This window comes from Arcticibacter pallidicorallinus, from assembly GCF_003002875.1.
GTDB classification, from domain to species: domain Bacteria; phylum Bacteroidota; class Bacteroidia; order Sphingobacteriales; family Sphingobacteriaceae; genus Arcticibacter; species Arcticibacter pallidicorallinus.
Genome location: NZ_PVTH01000008.1, coordinates 35446 through 61867, shown reverse-complemented (window position 1 = coordinate 61867; position 26422 = coordinate 35446). Strand labels below are relative to the sequence as shown.

Annotated in this window: 17 protein-coding genes and 1 tRNA gene; 11 read left to right on the top strand and 7 right to left on the bottom strand. The window is 45.7% G+C overall.

What is annotated here, in order from left to right; genetic code table 11:
* Window positions 1-72: 72 nt before the first annotated feature.
* Entirely contained in the window at window positions 73-990 is a 918-nt protein-coding gene (locus tag B0I27_RS13195; protein ID WP_106294114.1) for a hypothetical protein, read from the bottom strand.
* 152 nt (window positions 991-1142) lie between these two features.
* On the opposite strand from B0I27_RS13195, the gene B0I27_RS13190 reads away from it, so the two are divergent.
* From B0I27_RS13190 to B0I27_RS13165, 5 genes are all read left to right on the top strand, one after another.
* Window positions 1143-3149, top strand: coding sequence for an HD family phosphohydrolase (locus B0I27_RS13190; protein WP_106294253.1), 2007 nt, complete (start codon window positions 1143-1145; stop codon window positions 3147-3149).
* 152 nt (window positions 3150-3301) lie between these two features.
* Window positions 3302-3388, top strand: a tRNA-Ser gene (locus B0I27_RS13185).
* Between the two features lie 382 nt (window positions 3389-3770).
* Window positions 3771-5273, top strand: coding sequence for a sulfatase (locus B0I27_RS13180; RefSeq protein ID WP_181276779.1), 1503 nt, complete (start codon window positions 3771-3773; stop codon window positions 5271-5273).
* A 17-nt stretch (window positions 5274-5290) separates the two neighbouring features.
* Window positions 5291-6400 carry a formylglycine-generating enzyme family protein gene (locus tag B0I27_RS13175; protein WP_106294110.1) on the top strand — a complete coding sequence of 370 codons (1110 nt, stop codon included), beginning with the start codon at window positions 5291-5293 and terminating at the stop codon, window positions 6398-6400.
* Window positions 6401-6868: 468 nt separating this feature from the next.
* Window positions 6869-7855, top strand: a complete 987-nt coding sequence (locus tag B0I27_RS13165) for a hypothetical protein (RefSeq protein WP_106294106.1) — start codon at window positions 6869-6871, stop codon at window positions 7853-7855.
* A 103-nt stretch (window positions 7856-7958) separates the two neighbouring features.
* Here the strand turns inward: B0I27_RS13165 and gdhA are convergent, their stop codons facing one another.
* Window positions 7959-9299: an NADP-specific glutamate dehydrogenase gene (gene gdhA / locus B0I27_RS13160; protein ID WP_106294104.1), complete on the bottom strand. Its 1341-nt coding sequence runs from the start codon at window positions 9297-9299 to the stop codon at window positions 7959-7961.
* Between the two features lie 194 nt (window positions 9300-9493).
* Window positions 9494-10546 carry an LLM class flavin-dependent oxidoreductase gene (locus B0I27_RS13155; protein WP_106294102.1) on the bottom strand — a complete coding sequence of 351 codons (1053 nt, stop codon included), beginning with the start codon at window positions 10544-10546 and terminating at the stop codon, window positions 9494-9496.
* A 303-nt stretch (window positions 10547-10849) separates the two neighbouring features.
* Between B0I27_RS13155 and B0I27_RS13150 the strand changes: the two genes are divergently transcribed.
* Window positions 10850-11881, top strand: coding sequence for a glycoside hydrolase family 43 protein (locus tag B0I27_RS13150; RefSeq protein WP_106294100.1), 1032 nt, complete (start codon window positions 10850-10852; stop codon window positions 11879-11881).
* 13 nt (window positions 11882-11894) lie between these two features.
* On the opposite strand, the gene B0I27_RS13145 is transcribed toward B0I27_RS13150, so the two are convergent.
* Entirely contained in the window at window positions 11895-12362 is a 468-nt protein-coding gene (locus B0I27_RS13145) for an Lrp/AsnC family transcriptional regulator (RefSeq protein WP_106294098.1), read from the bottom strand.
* A gap of 192 nt (window positions 12363-12554) precedes the next feature.
* On the opposite strand from B0I27_RS13145, the gene B0I27_RS13140 reads away from it, so the two are divergent.
* Window positions 12555-13508 (top strand): NAD-dependent epimerase/dehydratase family protein, encoded by a 954-nt coding sequence (locus B0I27_RS13140; protein ID WP_106294251.1) that lies wholly within the window; start codon window positions 12555-12557, stop codon window positions 13506-13508.
* Window positions 13509-13528: 20 nt separating this feature from the next.
* Window positions 13529-14719 carry a glycine C-acetyltransferase gene (gene kbl, locus B0I27_RS13135; protein WP_106294096.1) on the top strand — a complete coding sequence of 397 codons (1191 nt, stop codon included), beginning with the start codon at window positions 13529-13531 and terminating at the stop codon, window positions 14717-14719.
* Between the two features lie 104 nt (window positions 14720-14823).
* On the opposite strand, the gene B0I27_RS13130 is transcribed toward kbl, so the two are convergent.
* A complete protein-coding gene (locus B0I27_RS13130) occupies window positions 14824-15405 on the bottom strand; it encodes a GIN domain-containing protein (RefSeq protein ID WP_106294094.1) in 582 nt (193 codons plus the stop codon).
* Between the two features lie 459 nt (window positions 15406-15864).
* Between B0I27_RS13130 and B0I27_RS13125 the strand changes: the two genes are divergently transcribed.
* The 3 genes from B0I27_RS13125 to B0I27_RS13115 all read left to right on the top strand — a co-directional run bounded on the left by B0I27_RS13125 (window position 15865) and on the right by B0I27_RS13115 (window position 23327).
* Window positions 15865-17547 carry a glycoside hydrolase family 43 protein gene (locus tag B0I27_RS13125; protein ID WP_106294092.1) on the top strand — a complete coding sequence of 561 codons (1683 nt, stop codon included), beginning with the start codon at window positions 15865-15867 and terminating at the stop codon, window positions 17545-17547.
* A gap of 148 nt (window positions 17548-17695) precedes the next feature.
* Window positions 17696-21691, top strand: a complete 3996-nt coding sequence (locus tag B0I27_RS13120; protein WP_181276778.1) for a hybrid sensor histidine kinase/response regulator transcription factor — start codon at window positions 17696-17698, stop codon at window positions 21689-21691.
* A 67-nt stretch (window positions 21692-21758) separates the two neighbouring features.
* On the top strand, window positions 21759-23327 hold the full coding sequence (locus tag B0I27_RS13115; RefSeq protein WP_106294088.1) for a glycoside hydrolase family 43 protein: 1569 nt from the start codon (window positions 21759-21761) through the stop codon (window positions 23325-23327).
* Between the two features lie 89 nt (window positions 23328-23416).
* Here the strand turns inward: B0I27_RS13115 and B0I27_RS13110 are convergent, their stop codons facing one another.
* Both B0I27_RS13110 and B0I27_RS13105 read right to left on the bottom strand, forming a co-directional pair.
* A complete protein-coding gene (locus B0I27_RS13110; RefSeq protein WP_106294086.1) occupies window positions 23417-25363 on the bottom strand; it encodes a glycoside hydrolase family 97 protein in 1947 nt (648 codons plus the stop codon).
* 15 nt (window positions 25364-25378) lie between these two features.
* Window positions 25379-26407, bottom strand: coding sequence for a glycoside hydrolase family 43 protein (locus tag B0I27_RS13105; protein WP_106294084.1), 1029 nt, complete (start codon window positions 26405-26407; stop codon window positions 25379-25381).
* Window positions 26408-26422: the final 15 nt, after the last annotated feature.

The window sequence follows — 26422 nt, the reverse complement described above, 5'->3', positions numbered from 1 at the left end:
AGTGTGAAATCTCATTTCTAACATGTGGAAGGGCTCAAATATCAATAATTTTTTAAATAAAGTCCTATTCTGCTATTTCAGTTTGTTGATAATATCGGTGCTTCTCTTCCTGGGATCGATATATAAGTCGTCAATTTCTGATTCGCGGTTTGTTAACTCAACATTCTCGGTTAATTTCCATCGTCCATTGGCAAATTTCAAGGCATCGTAGGATAAATCCGGACCGAAAAAAGCCGGGTTACTCTCCATTTCCGGACTTGGCGCCGCCAGGTGATCAAAAACTATTCTATTTTCCTCAGGCTCATAGTTCAGCATCATCGAAGTTGAGCGACTGTACTCAAAGATGATTCGCTGTTTGCCATTAAAGGCGGCTTTTCCTTCAAATACAGGCATTCCAAAAATCGGTTTGCCGCCTTTGAAATGCAGTACTTCGATGACTTTCTTGGTGGATTTAACGTTATTTCCTTTCCAGCCCAGCAATATATAGTAGGGCGTGGATGTGTTTTTGGTAACCGGAACAATCTTGTAGTACTGAGATCCTAACCAGTGATTATTATCCAGCAAGGTATCCTGAGGCGAGGTAATGTTGTTTGAATAGTCAACGAGAGGATGCAGCTGCAGCTGTTCAGAAGATTTCATCTGAACTGCTCCATAAAAACGGTAAGTTCCGTTTTGGTTCATCACATGCCATGTAAAGATTCTAAAAGCGTTATCTGGTGATCGCTGAATGCTCAGCGATTTTAGCGAATCAAAATCGAAGGAATAGGAATTTTGTATCTGTAAGGCCCTGACCAGCTTGCGAACCATTAATGCGTTAGATTCATATCGTTCTGCCTGATCCGGACTGTTGATCACCTTGTAAGCAAGTTCTTTCAGCGTGTCCTGATAAGCGTTCAGCCTGGACGATTGAGTATCAGTCAGAGGTCTTTGCCCTAACACCACATTTCCCAATCCTGCTACCAGCAAAAGCAATAAAACTATCCTCGACATATCTCTCTTTCAGTCAATAGGTTCATATAAACGAAGAATTAATCAAAACTTGCTTATTTTTGAACAGATAAAGAACTTCTGTGGCAAAACTAAAAAAAAAATACCATCTCCTTTTATACCGGCGATACGGGTCTAAGTTAAAGTATATCATGATGGTGGCTTGCGTTGTTATTGTAACAATGTTTTTGCCGAAACATGCCCGTTTTAAATATGAGTACGAGAAGGGCAAAGTATGGATGAACAAAGATCTTGTCTCGCCATATAGCTTCGCTATAGAAAAGACTTTTGATGAGATAGAGGAGGATAAAGCTGAAGTTTATAAATCAGTGCTTCCCGTATATCACAACCGCTCGGATATCTTCAAAACCGAGTTTCAGGCTTTCATTGGTGACTTCGACGTCAAATGGGACAACGCCGCCGAAGAGGAGCGACTCAAGAAAACCTACCAGGAGGTTGGTGTACGCATTCTGGCGGCTGTATATGAAAAGGGGATCATGGCCCACGTCAAAAAGTTCCAGCGATCGGGTGCCAATTACAACTTTACCTTACTCAATAATAACGAAGCGAAGCAGATGAATACCATCGGCGTGCTAACACTGGAAACCGCTGAATCGTATATTGATGAGCAGGTCAAAGAGGCCAACGCCATTAAGAACAAAGCCTGGTTAAGCAAGCTGATTAAAGACCATATCCAGCAAACCTATATTTATGATGAACATCTCACGGAGAAGGTAGAGACAGAAGCCCTGAAAAATCTATCGCCAACACGGGGGATGGTGCAACAGGGCGAATTGATCATCGCCAACGGTGCAGTGATTAGTCAGGAGATCTATCAAAAGCTGGAATCGCTGAAGAGTACATTCGAGGAAGAACGGCATTTTAGCGGAAACCGGAAAGCCATTTTCTTTGGTCAGCTTGTATTAGGTGGCCTGATCGTATGCCTGCTGATGGTGTTTCTCCGGCTCTTCCGAAAGGACATCTTTGAAGACAACCGGAAGATGTCGCTTATTCTGGTCGTCATCACCATGATGCTGGTCAGCCTCTCCTGGGCGATTAGCCTGAAAATACCTAATCTCTACTACATACCTTACTGTATCGTCCCGATCATCATCCGGATCCTGTTCGATACCCGGCTCGCACTGAATATTCACCTTTTAGTAGTTCTCATTGCAGGTTTCTTTGTACCCAATAGCTTCGAGTTCGCTTTTCTGCAGGTAACTGCAGGTATGGTAGCCATTTACAGTATCAAAAACCTCGTGAAGCGCGAGCAATTGCTAATCTCGGCTTTACTCATCCTCTGCACCTACATCGTGGCCTTTTTCGGCATCTCACTCATCAGAAATAACGGCACGCTGACTAATCTGGAGTGGATGAGCTTTATGCCGTTCGTATTCAGTGTTCTGTTATCGCTTCTGGCATACCCGCTCATCTATGCCTTTGAACGGGTCTTCGGCCTGACGTCTGAAGTAACATTGATGGAGATCACCAATACCAATTCAAGGCTCCTCCGTGAGCTTTCCTTCAAGGCTCCGGGTACGTTTCAGCACTCGCTGCAAGTTGCCAACCTCGCTGAAGCGGCAATCTTCAATGTCGGAGGAAATGCGCTGCTTGTTCGGGCCGGTGCCTTGTATCATGATATCGGGAAGATGGAAAACCCGCATTATTTCATCGAAAACCAGAATGTAGGTTCCAATCCGCACGATAAACTATCCTATGAGGCTAGTGCGCAGATTATCATCCAGCATGTCACCAAGGGAGTGGAATTAGCGCGGAAGAATCACTTACCCGAAATTGTGATCGACTTTATCAAGACGCATCACGGAAATACCCGGATGGATTATTTCTACCAGTCTTTCTTGAAAAACTTTCCTGAAAAGTTCGTCGATGAAAATATCTTCCGTTATCCGGGACCGATTCCTTTCTCTAAAGAAACCGGAGTGCTGATGCTTGCCGATTCTATAGAAGCTGCTTCGAGAAGCCTGAAAGAGCCCAATAAGGAAAGTATCAGCGCACTTGTAGACCGTATTATCGATTACAAGCTGGAGCAAGGGCAATTAAATAACTGTAATATCACCTTAAAAGACATTGCTACCATACGTTCAATCTTTAAAAACATGCTCATGAGCATCTATCATGTCCGTATTGACTATGTGGTTTAAGAAAATCTTTTTTGAAGTCGTGTGAATAACTGCTTAGCTGTCAGGGTTCTTTGATTCGAAGCGTAAAAGTGAGCGCAATTCCCGCTTCAAAATGTTAAAATATTTTTTGAAGGATAGGTTGAATTACTATATTTGCAGTCCCTGAAAAGAGGGGTGAGGTGCCTGAGTGGCCGAAAGGAACAGTTTGCTAAACTGTCGTACTGGAAACGGTACCGAGGGTTCGAATCCCTCCCTCACCGCTGATAAGCATATCCAAACACATCAAAAGCCTGTAAATCGCCGATTTACAGGCTTTTTTCGTTTCCAGGGATACGCAGGATATCTGCAGATTCGCATAGTTTCAGTGTGATGTTTTTCTTGCAGAAATGTCACACTGAAAACCTTGTAAAGAAACACCTGACGAAGTAGTCGTAGCTGATTACGGCACAACGCGCTAGCGGATATAACCGGAGCCATAACAAAAATTAAGGGTGAAACTTGAATGATCGTCCCTTAGCAAATGTTTCAGTCCTGTATGAATATGTTAACCGACGAGAACTGGAGAACTTTTGAACGAAGTCACATTAGCTGGTACCGGAATTCGGGATATTAAAGCTAAATTACACAAGAAATCAGATGAAAATGTCACGTAAGCTTTTGTTTTTAATCGCTATAGCGATCGCTCTGCCAGGTTTGGCAGGAGCTCAGAAGAAAGGTACGGGCAATGCTAAAAATAAGCGGCCCATGAATGTACTGTTTCTCGTGTCAGACGATATGCGGGCCGAGTTGAATGTTTATGGTAGCCAGATAGCCAAGACTCCCAATCTGGATAGGCTGGCAAACGAGGGGGTTAGGTTTGAACGGGCATACTGCCAATATCCTCTATGCGGGCCATCACGCGCGTCCATATTATCAGGTCGCCGGCCAACAACCAGCGGTCTATATGGGAACCGGGAGTGGTTCGGTGCCTCTTTTCCTGACTGGGTAAGCCTGCCGAAATATTTTCAACAGCAAGGCTATGTTACATTGCGCAGCGGCAAAATATTTCATGGCGGAATTGATGACACGGAAGCCTGGAACCAGGGAGGTGAAAAGCGTTTATGGAGTAATCCGATCGACACCACCGCACCGTCCTATGTGTCACCTGAAGAATATTGGGCCAAGTACACGGAAAGTCCCCCTAAACTCACTCCCGGTACAGAAGGATATTCCCACTCTGACCGATGGGCTGCTATAGAAGGAGATTCAGTTAAGAACCTCGGAGATACAAAAGTGGCTGATCGTACGATACAATACATTCAGGAAAGCAAAAAAAGCGGGAAGCCATTCTTTATTGCCTGCGGGTTTTCAAAACCTCACTCACCCTTAATTGCTCCCAGGGAATTTTTTGATCTCTATCCGGCTGACAAGATCGTTCTTCCTCCCGATTTTGCTTCTCTTCCATCCGTTCCGGTGGGCTTTCCTGAAGGAGCCATAAGAAAAAGAAATGCCGATTTATTTGTTGGCCGTTCTGCGTCTCCCGAAGAAGCGAAGGATATGACCCGTGCATATCTGGCTTGCGTGAGTTACGCGGACTGGAATATAGGACGTGTTCTTGCCGAACTGGACCGCCAGGGGCTTAGGGAAAACACAATCATCGTTTTCTGGTCTGATCACGGCTATCAGCTGGGAGAGAAGGGCAAGTGGTCCAAGGCAGGATCGCTGTGGGAGCAGGGAGCCAGGGTTCCTTTCATTATTCATGACCCAAGAGCTAAAGGGAATGGAAAATCCTCGCCACGTATTGTCGAGCTACTGGATATTTATCCTACTCTGGCTGATCTGTGTGGGCTTCCAAGACCGGAGGGGCTTGACGGAGTAAGCCTTTCCCCGCTGCTGAATAATCCTGATAAGCCCAGCGACCGACCGGCATATACCATTTGGAATGAACATGGTAAAGGAATAACAGGTGTGTGCGTAAGAACAGAAAACTGGCGATATGCTGAATTCTTTGGTCATGGAGCCGGTGTCTATCTGACAGATCCAATCAATGACCCACACGAGCTGGTAAATCTGGTTCATGATCCGAAATATAAGGATGTCGTTGCTAAGATGCATTCTCTGGCCGCCTCTTACGTGGCAGGCAAGACGGAGTTGTCAAAACCTTGAACATATCGGAACATAAAATGAAATATAAATCGACCTTATCACCAAAAAGGACAGCCAGTCAACTGGGTTTGTTTATGCTGTTGACTGCACTTCCACTTATAAATTCCTGTCAGCAGAAGGGGCAGGCAAATGAAACAGGTTCTGTCGGTACTATCGAAGATACAGAGGTAAACGCGAGCGTAGATAAGGATGAAGAACGAACAGGAATGGTATGGATCCCTTCGGGGGAGTTCGAACAGGGTGGGAACAACGATCAGGCGGCAGAAGACGAGTTTCCCCGGCATAAAGTGAAACTGGACGGATTCTGGATTGACGTAACGGAAGTTACGAACGCTCAGTTCGCTGAATTTGTAAAGGCAACCGGCTATATTACTACAGCTGAGAAGAAGCCCGATTGGGAGGAGATAAAACAACAACTCCCACCCGGCACTCCAAAGCCCGACGAGAGCGTACTTGTAGCAGCTTCATTAGTTTTTAAACCAACGCCAACGGAGGTATCTCTGGACGACTATTCTCAGTGGTGGGAGTGGAAGGAAGGCGCAGACTGGAGGCATCCTGAGGGGCCGGGGAGCGACATTAAAGGGAAAGAGAATTATCCGGTTGTTCACGTGTCCTGGTATGATGCACAAGCTTATGCAAAGTGGGCGGGCAAACGATTGCCAACTGAAGCGGAATGGGAATATGCCTCCCGCGGAGGACTGAAAAATAGTATTTATCCCTGGGGAAATGAGCCGGTCAGTAGCGGTGTACCCAAGGCAAACTTCTGGCAAGGCAAATTCCCGAGTAAAAATACCTTGAAGGATAGCTTCTACTACTCAGCTCCCGTTAAATCATTTAGCCCGAACGGGTACGGTTTGTATGATATGGCAGGAAATGTTTGGGAATGGTGTGCAGACCTATACCATCATAAGTATTATGAAGATGTGAGTTCCGGGACAGTAAACCCCAAAGGGCCTTCAACAAGCTTTGATCCGGCAGAGCCAGACGCTTCGAAAAGAGTCATGAGGGGAGGGTCCTATCTATGTAATGACAGTTACTGCTCTGGCTACAGGTCCGCCAGGCGGATGAAGAGTACAGAAGACAGCAGCTTTCAGCACCTCGGTTTCCGTTGCGTGAGTGATAAATAGCCAAATAAAGTTCAAGAGCCGTAGGAGGGGGCTTTGCGTTTTAGCTGTTGTAAGATGTACTTGTTGACCAGTAGATTTCTTGTTGATGATGGCATTCTGTCGGTAAAAGGCCGCGAATCATATGATTTAGCGAACAAAGACAACCATTCTTATCCAGGCGATAACAGCCAATCGTTATCCCGTAATAAGTCCCACCTGAGATGCTTAACGTCGGACTTATTACGGTTCTACATTCAGTTGTTTAGCCCTTTATATAAAGATGGTGTAAGCTGAATATAGCGTTGTTGCGGAGGTTCTTTGAAGGAATAATAAGCCTCATTTAAGGAATGTCTAAGCTCAGCCTCTTCTCCGCTTGACTGCTTTTGAGGTGCCTTATTTTAAAAAATCCATAAAATTTTGTCGATTTTGGCGAAAAAATCGTCACAGGTTTTCTGCCGCGCTACCTTGTTCTCCAATTCAAACAAGGTTATGGCAAAAGTAGACAAGAAAGGAATCGTTCGCGGCAAGGCGGGTTCCGTTGTATATCGCGGCTACCGCGAATTGAACATCATCCAGGGGAAGCCCCGCAAATTCGAACAGACCAGCGCAAGCATCCAGGCCTCCACGGAGTTTGGTCTCTCCAGTACCACGGCGGCAGTGATCAGGCAGGCCTTTGAGCCGGCTTATGTGCACCGGGATGGAGAGGCGGTGAGCCGCAGTACGCAGCTGGTGTACCGGGGTCTTCGGGGTAGCCTCACAGCAAGTTCAGGTCAGCGTGATTTGCATGATGCAGACCTGAACAGTATCATCGGAATGGACTTCAATATCAAAAGCCGGCTGAGCGAAGTGCTGCAGGTCAGTCAGCGAGTGGAGCGGGATGAGGAAGGGCGCTTAAGCGTTTTTATGGGAGTTTTGAACGCCAAAACCGACCTGAGGGTACCGCTAAGCATCAGTAAACCGGTGAGCAAGTACAGGATCCGTTTCAGTTTGATCGGCTTCAATTTCAGGAAGGAGTACTATGAATATCTGGAAGTGAAAGATGTGGAGTTTCGCTGGCAGGGAAAGCTGGAAGCCCAGGAGATCCGCTTTGATACCCGGCCGGAAGCGGATCAGTTGCTGATGCTCAGCGTGTCACTGCTGGCCTATAGCGAAACCCGAATGGAAGAAGGCTATGTATTGCTCAACAGCAAGGAGTTCAGTCCATGTTCGATCATTGCCGCGTTTCATGCTGAAGAACCGGGAGAATACCCAGCGGGTCCGGTGAATATGACGCTTGACGAGGCGCAGCAACTAAGGGGAGAATCTATATGCAATATGTGTTACGAAGGCAACAGACTGCTAAGGGATCAGGAACGAAGAAATATAAAAATGCCCGCGACGACGACGACAATAACGACGAAGCAACGACCGAAAGTAGATGAGAATAAAGTGCATTTCCAACCAGGGAAGCGGGTGTCGTTTTCGTCTAAAGCCTAGGTTCTCTTTTAAAGGGGCATAAACTCTTCAAGAGGGCATAAAAAAAGAGGCTATATCCTTATCAGATACAGCCCCCAGGAATTTTATGTAGAGCGACTAGCGTTTATACTACACCTTGAGCAATCATTGCGTCAGCTACTTTAACGAAGCCGGCAATGTTTGCACCTTTTTCATAGTTGATGTAGTCCTTGTCGATGCGTCCGTATTTCACGCACACGTGGTGAATCTGCTCGATGATGAGTTTGAGTTTGCTGTCGATCTTTTCGCGGCTCCAGGAGTAACGCAAAGAGTTCTGCGACATCTCCAAACCAGATACAGCAACTCCACCCGCATTCGCTGCTTTTCCTGGAGCATACAGGATTCTCGTTTGTTCGAACACGTGGATAGCTTCCGGGGTAGACGGCATGTTAGCACCCTCTGCTACGCAGAAGCAGCCGTTATCTACCAAGGTTTGAGCATCTATACCATCAAGTTCGTTTTGAGTAGCGTTAGGGAATGCGACATCGCATTTTACGTTCCATGGTTTTTGTCCCTCAAAGAATTCGCATCCGTACTTAAGAGCGTATTCTCTGATCCGGCCTCTTCGTACATTTTTTAGTTCCATAATGTAGGCGAGCTTTTCCTTGTCGATACCTGCAGGATCGTAGATATATCCTTCGGAGTCAGACATCGTCAGTACCGTGGCACCAACTTCTATGCATTTTTCAGCAGTGTATTGTGCTACATTTCCTGATCCTGAAATAATAACGGTTTTGCCTTCCATCGAGTCGCCTCTGGTATGGAGCATTTGCTGTGCAAAATAAACTACACCGTAACCTGTTGCTTCCGGGCGGATAAGGCTACCGCCCCATTCATGTCCTTTGCCTGTCAGTACACCGGTGAATTCGCCCTTTATACGCTTGTACTGGCCAAACATAAAACCTATTTCACGTGCCCCAACACCAATGTCTCCTGCCGGAACGTCGATATCCGGACCCACATGGCGATATAGCTCCGTCATAAAGCTCTGGCAGAACTTCATTACTTCATTGTCTGACTTGTCCCGTGGATTGAAATCAGATCCTCCTTTTCCACCTCCCATAGGGAGACCTGTAAGGCTGTTTTTGAATACCTGCTCGAAGGCAAGAAACTTTAACACGCCGAGATTTACAGATGGGTGAAAGCGAAGGCCTCCTTTATAAGGGCCGATGGCACTATTCATCTGGACTCTGAATCCACGATTTATTTCCACCTCACCCTCGTCATTAAGCCAGGGTACACGGAAGATGATCGCTCTTTCCGGTTCCGCTATTCGTTCAAGAATTTTGTGCTTTTTGTATTTTGGATGTTCCTCAGCAAATGGAATTATCGATTCTGCTACTTCGAACACCGACTGCAAAAACTCGGGCTCGTTAGCGTTTCGTAATTCGATTTTCTTCATAAATTCTTGAATCAGTACATCCATGCGTTATAAAAGTGTTTGAGGTGATTATTAATAGTAACTGTTTAAAGGAGGGGAAAAGTACAGGCCTTCATCCCCGGTAAGCAAAGGTAAATGATTATTTATTTTTCTAAAGGCCTGAATTGTATCAAATAAGAGGGAAAAGTGACAAAAAATTGTCAGTTCTTTAATGAAGTGCACTCAAATCGACATCTCATTCATTTGTTGGCTGCGATGTTTCCGGATGTTACCTTCCTGATGACGGGGGCGACTTGAGTTCCAAAGAGTTCAATTGACTTCATGGTCATCTTGTGCGGAACATTGCCCACGCTTGCCTGTGCAAGAAAGCGGGTGTTTCCAAACAACTCATGCTCGTACATTATCTTATCAATCACTTGTTGAACGCTACCCACCATCAGAGCGCCTTCGGCGGATCTGGAATAGTCAAATTGCTGACGGGAGAGTGGAGGCCATCCGCGGTCTCGACCTACCCTGTTCATCATGGCTGCGTAATAGGGATAAAACTCGTCCCCCGCTTTTTGAGAATCTTCTCCGATGTACACATGGTTGTTGATCCCCGTCTGAAGCTTGCTGATATCTCTCCCCAACTTTGCTGCGGTGTCTCGGTAGAGCTTAACAAAGGGCACAAACTGCTCCGGTCGCCCGCCGATAATGGCCAGCATGAGCGGCATTCCCAATGTGGCGGCCCGTACGGCGGAAGCAGGTGTTCCTCCTGCAGCCAGCCATATAGGTAAAGCCTCCTGCTTGGCCCTGGGGTATACACCAAGATTGTTGATCGATTGGGTGTGCTTTCCCTGCCAGGATACTGTTTCGCTTGCGTTTATTTTTAACAGCAGTTCAAGTTTCTCTGTAAAGAGCTCGTTGTAGTCGTTCAGGTCATAGCCGAACAGAGGAAAGGACTCAATGAACGACCCTCGGCCGGCCATTATCTCTGCTCTGCCGTCAGACAGCAGGTCCAACGTGGCAAAATCCTGATATACCCGTACCGGATCATCTGAACTTAAGACGGTTACGGCGCTCGCAAGTCTGATGTTTTTCGTGATTGCCGCAGCGGCAGCGAGTACTACCGCAGGCGTAGACACAGCATAATCTGGCCGGTGATGTTCTCCTATTCCAAAAACATCCAGGCCCAGTTCGTCAGCCAGCTTAATTTCTTCAAGCAGATCTTTTATTCGTTGGTGTGCGTTTGCTGAGCCCCCTGACAGCGATTCAGGTTGCATATCTGCGAACGTAATTAAGCCAAGTTCCATGACGTGTTTGGTTTACCGATACGCGATTTCTCCGGTATCTTCGTGAAGTTGCTAAGAAAAATCTGTACCTGCAACACTTCCTAACTACTGACGCATTGATTTTGACAGCGTAGCGACCAAGAAGAATCGATGAAACGCAAAAACGTACTATCAGACCTGGTGACCACTCTCTGAGCTATCATGTACCGCTGCTCCGGGTCTTATTTATTTTCCAATACGAACTTGTAAATGCTTCTTCGTATTTTGTAGTTAATCAAGCTGCCATACCTGTAAGAGAAACTGTCAAAGCCAATTACTGACATCATGAGAAGAAAACTAACGGTATTAACCTGCATCCTCACACTGCTTTGGGGCTTATCCTTCGGACAGACCTTCACTAATCCGCTTCTTCCTTCGGGAGCAGATCCATGGAGCATACATCAGGACGGGTTTTATTACTATACGCACACCCTTCAGGATAGCATCGTCATCTGGAAAACGGACAACCTCGCGGAGCTGAAGGACGCGCAGAAAAAAACGATTTTCATTCCGCCTCCCGGCACGATGTATTCTAAACAGCTCTGGGCACCCGAAATTCACTTTATAAATGGCAACTGGTATGTCTATTTTGCGGCTGACGACGGCAATAATAACAACCATCGGATGTATGTGCTCGAGAATACATCAGGCGACCCGATGAACGGCAACTGGGTGCTGAAAGGAAAGGTGGGAGACCGCACGGATAAATGGGCAATTGACGGCTCTGTATTTAAACATAAGAACAAGCTTTATATGGTTTGGGCCGGTTGGGAAGGTGACGTAAACCATACGCAGGAGATCTACATCGCCAGGATGAAAAACCCATGGACCATAAAAGGGAAGCGTGTGAAGATCTCCAGTCCCCTATATGAATGGGAAAAGCATGGCGATCTAAACGATCCGGAGAATCCGCCGCATGTAAATGTGAACGAAGGTCCGCAGATCTTGAGAAATCAAAATGGGAAAACGTTCCTAATCTATTCGGCAAGTGGCTGCTGGACGGATTTTTATGCTTTGGGAATGCTTACTCTGGAAGGCAGGAGCTTGATGAAGGCTTCGTCCTGGAGAAAAAAACCGGAGCCTGTTTTTAAGCAGTCGCCTGAAAATAAGGTTTATGCTCCGGGACATAACTCATTCTTCAAGTCGCCCGACGGAACCGAAGACTGGATTTTATATCATGCAAATTCAGAACCCGGGCAGGGCTGCGGCATACACCGGTCGCCCAGGGCGCAGAAGTTTGGCTGGAATGCAGATGGTACCCCCAATTTCGGCAAGCCGGTAAAGGAGGGGGAGATTCAAAAAAACCCCTCAGAATAAAGCCGGAATTGCGCTAAAATTCCCCCAGCTCATAAGCGGTTTCATTCTTGGCTTCCGACATGACGAATAAGCTTTGAAGCGTCCCGATGTTTGGTAGTTTGGACAGCTTACCCATCAGGAACTGATGATAGGCGTCCATATCTTTCAAGGCGATCTTAAGAATGAAATCGAAGGCACCCGTCATGTGATAGCATTCCATTACCTCCGAAAATTTGATCACTTCCGCTTCGAAGGTGCTTAATATTTCCTGGGAATGTTCCTTAAGTTGAACATGGGTGAATGCGATCAGATTTTTGCCGATCAGCCTGCGGTCTACGATCGCTACATAACGTTTGATATATCCCTTTTCCTCCAGACGCTTCACTCTTTCGAAAACCGGCGTATGGGATCGCTTAAGTTCTAAAGCAAGCTGTTTGATAGTCATTCGGGCATCTTTCTGTAGTAATTCGAGGATTTTAAGGTCTGTAGGGTCGAGGTTCATAAGATGAAATTTCTGCTATTGATGAATGTTAGTGTCAAAATTCAGAATAAATGATCGGATGTAGATAGTGAGATAGAAAAATATTCTAATTTATTTACCTCCTGTAGGATTAAACACTAGCAATCCTCAGTTTTGTACTCATCAGGCATCCGAACAATTGTCCTGATGCGGATGTTAAACAAAAGCATATTCATGAACAAAACAGGGAAGATATTAGTGATCGGTGCATGTGGCCAGATCGGAAGTGAATTGACTTCTGCGCTTCGGGAGCGTTATGGAAACGCGCAGGTGATAGCTGGAGACAGGCTAAGTGCCGGTAGCCATGCCGGTCAGGCTCAGCCCTACGTTCAGTTGGATGTCCTGGATAAAGCACACCTTTCGCAAATCGTAGCGGACGAGAATATAACGCAGATCTACCATCTGGCGGCTGTGCTTTCGGCCACAGGGGAGAAAGAACCTCAACTGGCCTGGCAGATCAATATGCAGGGATTGTTGAATGTGCTGGATATCGCAGTTTCAGCTGGGTTGGAGAAAGTTTTCTGGCCAAGCAGTATTGCTGTATTCGGTCCCGATTCTCCTAAAAAGAACTGTCCGCAGCAAGCCGTTACTGAACCAACAACCGTTTATGGCATAAGTAAGTGTGCGGGCGAATACTGGTGCAATTATTACCATCAAAAGTTTGGTTTGGATGTTCGTAGTTTGCGTTTCCCCGGCCTGATCAGCTATCTGGCGGCTCCGGGTGGAGGTACAACCGATTATGCGGTAGACATATTTCACAAAGCGGTGGAGACAGCTGAATACGAGTGTTACCTGGAGGCTGATACTCCGCTTCCGATGATGTATATGCATGACGCGATAAGAGCGACTTTGGAGCTGATGGACGCGAATGCGGAAAATATCGGGGTGCGCACATCGTATAATCTGGCGGGACTTAGTTTTACACCGGCTGAAATTGCGCAGGCTATAAAAAAGCACATTCCGGGCTTCCGGATTTCCTATGCTCCTGACTTCCGTCAGCAGATTGCTGAAAGCTGGCCGGGAAGTATTGATGATAGTGTCGCGAGGAAGGACTGGGGCTGGAAGCCAAAGTTTGATTTGGAAGCCATGGTAGAGGAGATGCTGAAAGGCATGAAAATAACTGTTTAGAAAAAGCTAACATTAACGATATGTATGAAACCCTAAAACCAGTTTTGGAAAAAGAACTGGCTGAAATAAAAGCAGCCGGCCTGTTCAAAAAAGAGCGGATCATTACAACGGCGCAGGGTGCTGAGATCAGCACTACCGAATCCGAAGAAGTGCTAAACTTTTGCGCAAACAACTATCTCGGGCTTTCCTCTCACCCACTGGTGGTTGAAGCTGCGAAAAAGGCGATCGACGAGCACGGCTATGGGATGTCGTCCGTACGGTTCATTTGCGGTACTCAGGATATTCATAAGAAGCTTGAGGACAAACTCGCTCAGTTTTTGGGAACGGAAGATACTATACTCTACGCGGCTGCATTTGATGCGAACGGGGGGGTGTTTGAACCGCTGTTTAATGAGCGGGACGCGATAATTTCTGACGCGCTGAATCATGCATCTATTATAGACGGCGTGCGACTTTGCAAGGCGCAGCGATTTCGTTATAACCATAACGATATGGCAGATCTGGAGAGATGTTTGCAGGAGAGCTCAGCATGCAGGCACCGCATAATCGTTACTGATGGGTCGTTCTCCATGGACGGAACTATTGCGCAGCTGGACAAGATCTGCGATCTGGCAGACCGTTACCAGGCCCTGGTGATGGTAGACGAAAGTCATTCGTCGGGATTCATTGGCAAAACCGGTCGCGGTACGCATGAATACCGCGGTGTGATGGATAGGGTAGACATCATCACCGGTACATTGGGAAAGGCGCTGGGAGGGGCCATGGGAGGCTTTACTTCCGGTAAAAAGGAGATTATTGAAATGCTCAGACAAAGGTCCCGGCCTTATCTGTTCTCGAATTCGCTGGCACCATCGATAGTCGGAGCTTCGATTGCCGTCCTGGATATGCTGTCGGAGACTACAGAACTGCGTGATCAACTGGAACAAAATACCCTGTACTTCAGAGAGAAGATGACATCCGCCGGTTTTGATATAAGGCCGGGTGAACATCCCATCGTTCCCGTGATGTTGTACGAAGCAGAGCTTGCGCAAGAGTTTGCCAGCAGATTGCTTTCCAGAGGTATCTACGTGATCGGATTCTTCTATCCGGTGGTGCCAAAGGGACAGGCGCGCATTAGAGTCCAGCTTTCTGCGGCTCATACACGCGAAAATCTGGAAAAGGCTGTTGCTGCCTTTACAGAAGTAGGAAAAGAGTTAGGGGTGTTGAAGTAGTCGGTATATTCAGACCACATTTCTCAAAAATGTGGTCTGAATAGCTTGTGTTCAGCTAAGAATGCAAGTGGCTTTGCCCGGGGAATCAGCGATCCAGGTATTGCTTAGCGTGAAAGATTTTTTGCCGTAAGTTTCCTGGTATATGCAGTAGGGACGAAGTAAGATGTGTTTGTATTGAGGCAAACAAGACTTTCTGTTCTTATTCTGGCTCCGATACTACGCACCGACACATGGTCTTCTGATTTGCCTCCCAGCGTTAATTTTGCTGAATGGTTTATTCGCGTATAGAGACCTTCAGTGTTTGAATTTATACGTGCAGTTGCTTTGTCGTTCAGAAAGATCTGGAGATATTGCAAATCGAAGCTGCCTACAGTCTCCACCGTTGCGGTGTTAAAAGCTTCAATTCTGAATGGGGCCTTCGCATATACCCTGATCGTTAGGGGCGTTTGTTCCTGCGAGTTAATAACAAGAGATATTCCGTCTTTAGAGACGGTGGTTTTTGCTGAATTATAGGTTTCAGCTATTACGACTTCTTCCTGGTCTCTCTGAACCAGTATTACGTTTGCATTGCCCTTTATGATAATTTTTTTGATCGTAGTCTTGTCAGGAGCGATTGCAGAAGTGTTGCTGAGAAATGTGGTAGCCAGAAATGCCGTAGCTACCAATACTTTTACTGGATTTTTCATGTTTTGCACTTATTACTTTTCTTCTTGGGAAATGATGATTTACCAAAATGTCGCTGATCCGCGCATCGATATGTGAATACCTGAAAATGATTCCGCTCTCGGGTCATGGGGCCGAAGCAGGTGGTGGAAATTTTGTTTTTAAGGGGTTTACAAATAGTTATTCTGGTTACCAAAGCTAGGGAATTCGGCTCCTCATTGAAATAGCTATCGATAGCTATTTCAGACTTTCTGGTTATATTTAGACCTTGATCCGCCGGTTTTTGGGATTAGCCTTAGTTCTAAAGGAAATGATATTCTGAGAGCCATGAGGTTGATTTGACAATCGAGATACGAGATATTTCAGCAAAACACATTACTGTTGAACATTTGTACTACTTATTCCTACAATAATGGCAACAGTAATATCGTTAGTCGGGCTACATTTATGACTATTAATTAACCAAAGACACTTTGTCGCTTATGAACCGTTTTTCTTCTTTGCTTTTGATATCGTTTATGTCTCTGTTCTACCAGGGATTTGCACAAATGACCCTACCCAATCCGATTCTGGCAGGCTTCTACCCAGACCCGGCAATATGTAAGGTTGGACCAGACTACTATATAGTCAATTCTACATTTTCCTATTTTCCGGGGATTCCGGTCTTACATAGCCAGGACTTAAAAAACTGGCGTCAAATTGGAAACGTTATTAGTCGCCCATCTCAGATGGACTTCATGGGAGAGACGGTGAGCAGGGGACTCTTTGCACCATCGATCAGCTACCATGAGGGCTTGTTTTACGTTACTTGTACGGATATCGACAATGGGGGCAACTTTGTGGTCACTGCGAAGAATCCTGCCGGTCCGTGGAGCGACCCGGTCTGGATTAAGGAAGTTCATGGGATCGATCCTTCATTGTATTTTGAAGGAGACAAGGCCTATATCATCTACAACAGTAATCCACCCGAAAATAAGTCTTTATATCCCGGACACCGGACCTTGAGAATGTTCGAATTTGACCGTGTAAATATGAAAGTGGTAGGCGAGGAGACCTTGCTGGTTAACGGAGGTGTTGATATTAGCACCAAGCCGGTGTGGATCGAAGGACCTCATATCTACAAAAGGGACGGATGGTATTATCTGATGGCTGCAGAGGGTGGAACAGCGATCAATCACTCAGAGGTTATTCTTAGAAGCAAGAATGTAAGAGGCCCCTATATTCCATACGAAAAGAATCCTATCCTTACCCAGCGTCATTTGGATCCAAACAGGAAGAATCCGATCACATCGACAGGTCACGCCGATATCGTTGAAGGACCTGACGGGAAAGATTACGCCATTTTTATCGCTGTCAGACCTTACGAAGGCGACTACTATAATACGGGACGGGAAACTTTCATAGCCCCTGTAAGGTGGATTGATGGATGGCCGGTTATCAACCCTGATCATGAAGAAGTATTGTACAACTATCCTGTAAGCTGGAAGGAAGTGAAGCATCCGGGCGCATTACCTATGAACGGAAACTTCAAATACACCCTCGATTTCAAAGACAGTCTGCATTCACAGTTTCTTTTTCTGAGAACCCTCGACACTTCATGGTATAGTTTGAAGGAAAGAAAAGATTATCTTACAATGAAACTGCTGCCAGAAACCGTTATGGGAACGGGAAATCCGGCGTTTATAGGCAAGCGTCAGCAACACCTTACTGCTGAGGCTGCTACAGAACTCCATTTTAAAGCTACCGCTGAGCATGAGAAGGCGGGAATGTTGATTTTCCAGAACGAAACGCATTTCTACTATATCTGTAAGTCAATTTCCGGAGGTAAGCCTGTTGTTCAGTTGTTCAAGGCAGATCGGGCAACTAAGAGCATGGTTTTGGTTAAACAGGAAGTTCTTGCGAAATCAAAAGGTCCGTTATACCTTAAAATCAGTACAAATAAGGATAAGTGCTCTTTTTGGTTTGCGACCAAGACAACCAAATGGAATTTGCTGCAGGGCGACCTTGATGGAAAGTATTTGAGCACCCTTCAAGCCGGAGGCTTTGTAGGATCGTTATTCGCGATGTATGCTACTTCCGAAGGTGAGACTTCTGAGAATAAAGCCGCGTTCAGGTGGTTTGGATATAGAGGTGACGATGAAACCTTCCGGGCTGACTATAAATGATGGTTTAAGAGCTTAGCAACATATACAATCTTTAGTTAGATCTGGCTTTATTTTTATGATTACAAGTACCCCTGGATCGTTAATCCGGTTATTGCTCTTGTTTCTGCTGCCCTCTCTAGTGTTCTCTCAGGAAAATAACCTGAATTTTATGAACCTCAGTAGCAAGGAAGGGTTGTCTTCCAATGTGGTAAATATAATCCATAAGGATAGCTTTGGATATATGTGGTTCGGCTCCGATGATGGACTGAATCGGTTTGACGGTGAGAAGTTTACTGTTTACCGTCACAAAGGTGATGACTCTACGAGCATCGCATCTAATGAGGTCCTGGCTATTTATGAAGATCGTTCCCGGAACTTATGGATCGGGACAGGGTCTGGCCTTGTTTTGTACAACCGAAAAACGGATTCTTTTAAAAACTACCGCGAAACTAAAACTATGGCCATCACCGCTATCAGCGGTGATGGATATGGTGATATTTGGGTAGCAGGCTATGGTGGTCTGTATGTTGTGAGTTCAAAAACGGGACTTTTGGCGCCCATCAATTTTAAAAAGAAGGAAGACCGTGAAGCTATTCGCAGTCAGCCGATTATGAACATGTTTTTTGACCGCCGCAACCGTATGTGGCTTGGAACCAGAAGAGGTCTGTATGTTTGCCAACCAAGGGGGGGGATACTACAGCGTTTTTTGCATAGTGAAGATCCCTCAAGCTTATCCGGGTCTTCCGTTTCTGCCGTATCGGAAGACGTTAAGGGAAATATTTGGGTAGGTACGAATAACGGTTTAAGTCTTTTAAAATCTAACGGAAGAGAGTTTGTCAACTACCGTCATTCGGCAATCGACAAAAATTCCCTCAGTAATAACATCGTATATACCATCGCTTCTGAACGCAATGGCAAGATCTGGATTGGAACAGAAAACGGATTAAATATCCTGAATCCTTCTACAGGTGAAATCTCCAGGGTGGAACATGACGGCAGGAGCCGGTTTAGCCTCATTGGCAAGTCGGTGAAATCGATATTCATCGACAAACAAGGGGTTTTCTGGGTCGCCACGTTTCGGGGAGGTGTGAATAAATACGACAGAAATCTGGCGTTTTTTAATCTGAGACAAAGTAACCGGTTCGACCCGGCTGGCCTTAGCGCTTCTGTAGTGACTTCTTTTGTAGAAGCAGGGACTAATCGCGTGTATGTGGGTACAGATGGAGGAGGTCTCAACCTATTCGATACAGAAACAGGTATCTTCAGGCATATTTCTTTGGGAGAATCTGCTCCGAACGCCTTGTCTATCTTGGCGATGGAAAAGCGGGGATCTGAAGTTTGGGTTGGAACATATTTGAACGGTCTGTATATTTTAGACACTAAAACCGGACAAACACGACATGTAAAATCTGGAAACGGACCGGACAACATCAGCGGAAGTGATATATTTTGCATGAAGGCCGACAGTAGGGGGAACGTCTGGATAGGGACCAACGGTCAGGGTGTAGATCGCTATGATGGCGAGAGCAAGACTTTTGTGCATTTCAACAGAGTCGGAATTGGCAGGGATAGAATTCAGTTGAATGGATATATCAGGGCAATTGAAGAGGATGCGGAAGGGAATATATGGATCGGATCTAACGGGGCCGGCATTGCGGTATATAACCCCTTGAACAGGTACACGAAATTGATGAACAAGGGTAATACGGATCTTCCCAACGATTTTATCAACTGTATATATGCCGCGCGAGATGGGCGGGTATGGATAGGAACTACGACGGGTCTTAGTTCTTATGATCAAAATGCTAATAAGATAGTTACCTTCTCTGAAGAAGACGGACTTGCAAACGGTGTTGTTTACAAGGTCATGGAAGATGAAAATGGTAAAATCTGGGTTAGTACCAACAAAGGGATCAGTAGTTTCGACCCGGCGACGAAACGTTTTAAAAATTACTCTTCGTACAACGGGGTGCAACGTAGCCCATTTGTGATAGGGGCCGGACTAAGGCTTTCGGATGGCCGGTTATTTTTTGGGGGGACGGACGGGTTCAACTACTTCCATCCGAAAGATCTTTACGCGAATAAAAGTATTCCGAAGATTGTATTGACGGAGTTGAAAATATCTAATCAAACTGTTAAGCCTTCAGAAGATTCGCCAATCAAGGAGCATATATCTGTAGCAGAAGTGATCAATCTCGACTATAAACAGAACTTTTCTTTGAGCTTTGTCGCCCTGAATTATACATCACCTCATGAAAGTCGCTATTCCTATAAACTGGAGAATTTTGACAAGGAATGGAATATGGTGGGGAAGTCGAACACCGCCATATACACCAACCTGGATCCGGGGGAGTACGTCTTTTATGTAAAGGCAACAAGTGATACAGACGAGTGGACTAGTCCTGTTAAGTCGGTTAAGATAATCGTTCATCCACCGTTTTGGTTAACGTATTATGCGTATGCGTTCTATCTGTTAGTTGCTGGTTCAATTTTGGTTTACGTTCGTCGCGCCGGAATCCGTAAGCTTAAAGATCGGTTTGCGCAAGAGCAGGAACGCCTTAGGGTGAAGCAGATGATAGAGCAGGAAAGGCTTGAATCGGAGCGTCTCAGGGAATTTGATCAGCTTAAAATAAAATTTCTAACAAACCTGAGTCATGAGTTCCGGACACCGATCTCTTTAATTGTTGGACCTGTGGAACAGTTGATACAACAGGAGACGAATTCGCCGCGGAACCAGCAGTTACAAATGATCAAGCGTAACAGCCGCAGGTTGCTTAACCTCGTCAATCAGTTGCTCGATTTCCGTAACATCAAAGAAAAGGAACAAAAGCTTCATGCCACTGAGCAGGACTTCGTGGTCTTTGTTAGAGAGGTAGCCGAATCTTTTAAAGATCTTGCAGACAGGAAGAAAATAAATTTCTCCTTTAATAGTGAGGTCAGATCTTATTTTACTGCCTTTGACGCCAATAAGATTGAACGCATATTTTTTAATCTTCTATCTAATGCTTTCAAATTCACCTTAGAAGGAGGGGAGATCTCGCTGAAGATTCAGGAAGTTGAAGGCTTGCAGATTAGTCTCTCAGACTCGGGGATTGGTATGAAAGCGGAGGAACAAGAACATATTTTCGAACGGTTTTTTCAGACCGAGACGGATGGCTCGGTACTAAACCAGGGAAGTGGAATTGGCCTATCTATCGCGAGAGAATTTGTCAAACTACATGGAGGTACGATCCAGGTGAATAGCATCGCTGGAGAAGGATCCACGTTTATTGTTCATTTACCATTAAGCAAGATACAGGACGCTTCTATCGTAGACGAGGACCAGACCGAGGAAGAAACGCAATACAATTCACTACCGGAAATCGCAGCAAGCACTGCATTACCGACCATTCTTTTAGTCGAAGATAATGAGGATTTCAGGTTTTATCTTAAGGATAATCTGAGTGCTTATTACCGGGTAGTAGAGGCCAGCAATGGTAAAGATGGTTGGCAGAAAGTATTGTCTACCCACCCGCAGCTGGTTGTTTCTGACATTAGCATGCCACATGTTTCCGGAACTGAACTATGTAAGAAGATCAAAGCTGATAAACGAACCAATCATATCCCGGTTATTCTGCTAACTGCTTTGGCCGGAGAGGATAATCAGCTGATTGGTCTGGGAACGGGCGCCAGTGACTATATGACAAAGCCTTTTAATTTCGAAATCCTGCATATCAAGATCCGCAATCTTCTCACGCAAAGTCAGCAGTTGAAGAGCGCATACAGCAAGCAGATTAAGATGCTTACACCGGAGCCGGTGGTCGAGTCTGACAATGAAAAGTTTTTAGAAAAAATACTGCAGTATATTGAAGATAACCTGACCAGTCCTCTGCTTTCTGTTGAAGAACTAAGTAGACATATGGGTATGAGCAGAGGTTCGCTGTATTCTAAGGTGCTTGAGATGACGGGGGAAACTCCTGTAGAGTTTATCCGTTCCGTTAAATTAGACAAAGCTGCAGTGCTTCTCGAAAAGAGTGATATGAACGTCGGCCAGATATGTTACTCGGTAGGGTTTGCTACACCGAATTATTTCGCCAGAGCCTTCAAAGCGAAGTTTAATATGCTACCGTCTGAATATATCACTCTCAAACGCAGGGATAAGGCTATCCAGATTATCGAAAAATAATTATGGACGCGGGTTTTTCTAGACTTCGCCCCCTACTAATTCATTGTATAACCTTAAATGTATAATTATGAATAAATTCTTATTGAGCCTGCTTACTTTGATACTGTTCGCCAGTTACAGTTCAGTTGCACAGCAGGCTAAAAATCCGATTATCCACGCAGACGTTCCGGACATCGCCATAATTCGTGTCGGAGACACCTACTACATGAGTAGCACAACCATGCACATGAGTCCGGGCGTACCCATCATGAAGTCGAAAGACCTGGTGAACTGGACGATGGTCAGTTACGCCTATGATACCCTGGTAGACAATGACGACATGAACCTCAACAATGGGAAGTCCACTTATGGAAGAGGTTCTTGGGCCAGCAGCATACGGCACCATAACGGTACTTTTTATGTCTCTACGTTCGCTGCTACAAGTGGCAAAACGCATATCTACACCACGAAGGACATCGAGAAGGGCCCCTGGAAAGAAATCGCTTTTAGCCCTTCCCTGCATGACCATTCCCTCTTCTTTGACAACGACGGTAAAGCATATATGATTTACGGCAACAGAGAATTGAGGCTTGTCGAACTAAAAGACGATCTCTCAGGCATCAAAGAAGGTGGCGTGAATCAGATCATTATTAAGGACTCCACAGAGCCGAGCAAGACAGTCGGAAATAGTGGCCTCGGCGAGGGTTCCCAACTCTTCAAAGTAAATGGGAAGTACTACCTTTTCAATATTACCTGGCCAAGTGGCGGAATGCGGACAGTGGTGATACACCGGGCAGATAAACTCACCGGTCCCTGGGAGGGAAGGGTGGCTCTGCAGGATCTTGGAGTTGCGCAGGGAGGCTTGATTGACAGACCCGATGGTACCTGGTACTCTTACCTTTTCCGCGACTATGGAGCAGTAGGTCGTATTCCATACCTTGTTCCTGTGAAGTGGGAAGACGGCTGGCCGGTGTTAGGAGTGAATGGTAAAGTTCCCGAAGTGCTGGATCTGCCGGCAAGCAAGGGACTTTCTCCAGGTATTGTTGCTTCCGACGAGTTTACCAGAGCGAAGAATGACCGGGCTCTCCCATTAGTTTGGCAATGGAATCACAATCCTGTGAATAGCCTGTGGTCTGTGACACAGCGCAAAGGCTATCTTAGATTGACTACCGGGCGACTTGACAGCGGTGTTCTGATGGCGCGCAATACGTTAACTCAGCGGACTTTCGGACCAGAGTCGTCCGCAATAACAGCCCTAGATGTTTCCAGTATGAAAGATGGTGATTGTGCCGGACTCATACTGCTTCAAAGGGACTATGGATGGGTAGGTGTGCAATCAGAAAACGGAGTTAAGTCCATCGTAATGGTGCAAGGCAAGGGAAGTAAGGTTACAGCGTCTCAGAAGATCCCATTAACACAGAAAACAATATATCTTAAAGCGGAGTGTGACTTCAAGCAAAGGGCAGATAAAGCCTGGTTTTACTATAGTCTCGACGGTAAAACATGGAATTTAATTGGTTCTGAGCTTAAGATGTCTTATACCATGCCTCACTTTATGGGATACAGGTTCGGGCTGTTCAACTATGCAACCAAGACTACCGGAGGTTATGCAGACTTCGATTATTTCCGGATAAGTGATAAGATATCCATCCGTTAATGCCTAGCGGTTAACGCATAGAAAAGCCCCTGATATTCAACGATACCAGGGGCTTTTTCATTTGCCGGTATTTTCTATCTACCGGTGTTTTATTTGACAGGTGCTAAGACAAATCCGCCTGAAGGCTGCATTTCAATCTCCAACTCTCCACCTTTCTTTATCTCAATTACTTTGGTGTAAGGCTCCTTGTTTTTATCGTCACCATATAGGCGAACCTTCTTTCCCGCTAGCATGGGCAGCTTGATCTTTTTCTTCAATACCTGCTTTTCTGCATTGGCGCCGGCTATATACCAGTCGTTTCCATGGCGTCGGGCTATAACACAATACTTGCCCGGATACCCGTCAATATAGAGTGTCTCATCCCAGGTAGTGGGCACTTGCTTCATGAAATCAATTTCAAAGGCAGGAGCGTCTGTCAAATTATTCGGTGTAAGGGCAAACACTTGCACCGGATTCTGGAACAATACTGCCGTAGCCAGTTGAAAAGCATCAGTTGTCAGACGTTTATTTTTGTCTTGGTTGCTTTTAACCAAATATTTATTCAGAAAGGTTCCGCCAAACTCCATGCTTCCCACAGTGTTCCTTATGAAGGGGTGTAAGGTTGCGTTATAGGCTTCCGACTCGCGCACACCCTGAACGAAAATAAGCATCTCAGACGCCACAACAGCTTCACTTCCTACGAAGTTAGGATACATTCTTTCCCAGCCCCTCGGTAAGGTAGCTCCGTGGAAAATGATCATTAAGCCGTGGTCGTTACCGTCAGATAAGATATCTTCATACAAACGCATAGTCTCCTGTTTGTCGCCTCCAAAGAAATCAACTTTCAGACCCTTGACGCCTACGTCCTGTAACCACTTCATCTCCTTTTTCCTCGCGATCGCGGTGTTCATTTTGTTTCTAGGCCCTTGAGGAGCATCATTGAAGGAACCGTTGGAGTTATACCAAAGAAATACATCCACACCTTTGGAATTGGCGTATTTGATTAATTCGGCCATTTTCTCTTTACCGATGTTCGTATCCCAAAGCGCATCTATAAGAATGTACTCATACTTCAGAGAGGCAGCCAGGTCGATGTATTTCACCTGGTCTTCGTAGTTCATACTGGCGTCCTGCCACACGATCCAACTCCAGGTCGAACGTCCCAACTTATACTTCTGAGACGGCTCATACAAAGGATCGACTACGTCAAAAGGAATAGTGGTTTCAACGATAGGTTTTAAGTCTTCACCCAGGGTAATCGTTCTCCATGGTGTCGCCCCAGGAAGGGAGATAGCAGCTCCCGAACTCCCGAATCCATTGTTCTCCTTCATATTTGGATACTCAATGGTATAGACTCCGTCTTTTGAATATTCGCTAAGGTGCGATGCACAATATAGACTGCTAACCCCGGTTTCCGACAATAGCACCCATCCGTTATTGGCTAACCGGAAAAGTCCCGGAAAGACATATCCTCTATCGTGCCTATTGTTCCTCGCCATTGGAGCATCTGCAGAATATGAGCTTTCATAGCTCGGTGCCGTTCTTGCGAAACCAGTCATAGGGCTCATCACCGGTGACAGGAAAGTCGTTGTCGTAGCGGGAAACTTAAATCCCGTACTTTCACTTTCCACGACACAGGACATCCTTTCTCCCCAAGAAGGTAACTCATACCGGAAAGCGACATCGTTATTACTTACCTGGAATACGATATTGAGTTTTTTCTTCTGTGCGTTCTCAAATGTACAGGTGAGGCTGTTGGCAGTATATTCAATCTCTGATTGCTTTATCCTATCCTGACTGTATTTTTTATTTACAGTGCCCTCTTTTTTGTTTAGATAAGTCATCCCGGAACTAAAGTCTCCTTCATTGGTCTTCAGACCAAGAGGAGATTGCTCCAGCATTGCTTTTTCTTTGTAAGTGACGGAATAAGTTGGTTTTCCATCTTGAATGTAAACGTTAAGCTTCAGATGTTTGTCCGGACTCGAGATCACAGCCTCCTGAGCAATAACAGTTGATAGCAACAAGCATTGAATTGCTGCGAGAATAAAAATTTTCATTAGTACAACTTCTTGTTACGCGTTTTTTTGTTTGTAAGGAACTATTGTCTGAATCGTGCCATCTTCATTATGAATGAGAGGGGTCATCTTTATGGAGCGAAGGTGAGTAACCCCGCTTGACAGGGATGAGTCATGATAGAATAAATACCAAGTGCCTTGGAATTCGACTACCGAATGATGGGAGGTCCATCCAACAACAGGCTCAAGAATTACTCCTGTATATTTAAACGGCCCATACGGACTGTCTCCTATCGCATAACAGATCAGATGCGTATCGCCGGTAGAATAGGTGAAGTAATATTTGCCGTTGTGTTTATACACCCAGGCAGCTTCAAAAAACCGGCGGCTATTGTCCCCCGCTAAAAGCGGATTCCCGTCTTCATCCGTTATGACGAGCTCTTTAACAGGTTCCGCAAACTGCTTCATATCATCAGTCAGTAGGGCAACCCGCGGGCCCAGAGCGACTTCGTGCGCTTCAGGTTCCGCATAAGCGGTATCATACTGATTGTCGCGGTAGTGCTGAAGCTGTCCGCCCCAAATACCGCCGAAATACATGTAATACTTCCCGTCATCATCCTGGAAAACCGCAGGGTCAATGGAATAGCTTCCCTCAATAGCTTCCGGTTCGGGAACGAAAGGACCCGCCGGCGAGCTGCTTGTCGCTACACCGATCTGAAAGATGTTATCAGCCTTTTTTGCGGGGAAATACAGATAATATGTTCCGTCCTTATGTGCAGCATCAGGAGCCCACATCTGTCGCTCTGCCCAGGGTACGTCATTCACATGCAAAGCCATGCCATGATCGGTAACTTCACCTTCCGGACTATCCATAGACAGTACATGATAATCCTCCATGGCGAAGTGACTTCCTAAATCGTCGAAAGCTTCTCCCGCATCAACGTCATGAGAAGGGTAGATGTAAATCTTTCCTTCGAAGACGTGAGCTGAAGGGTCTGCTGTATAGATATGCTTAACCAGAGGGCTGGAAATCGCTGACGCGTTTAATTCTTCAAAGTCAATGTGGTCAATGTTATCTTCAGGCATATTATTAAATTTTGT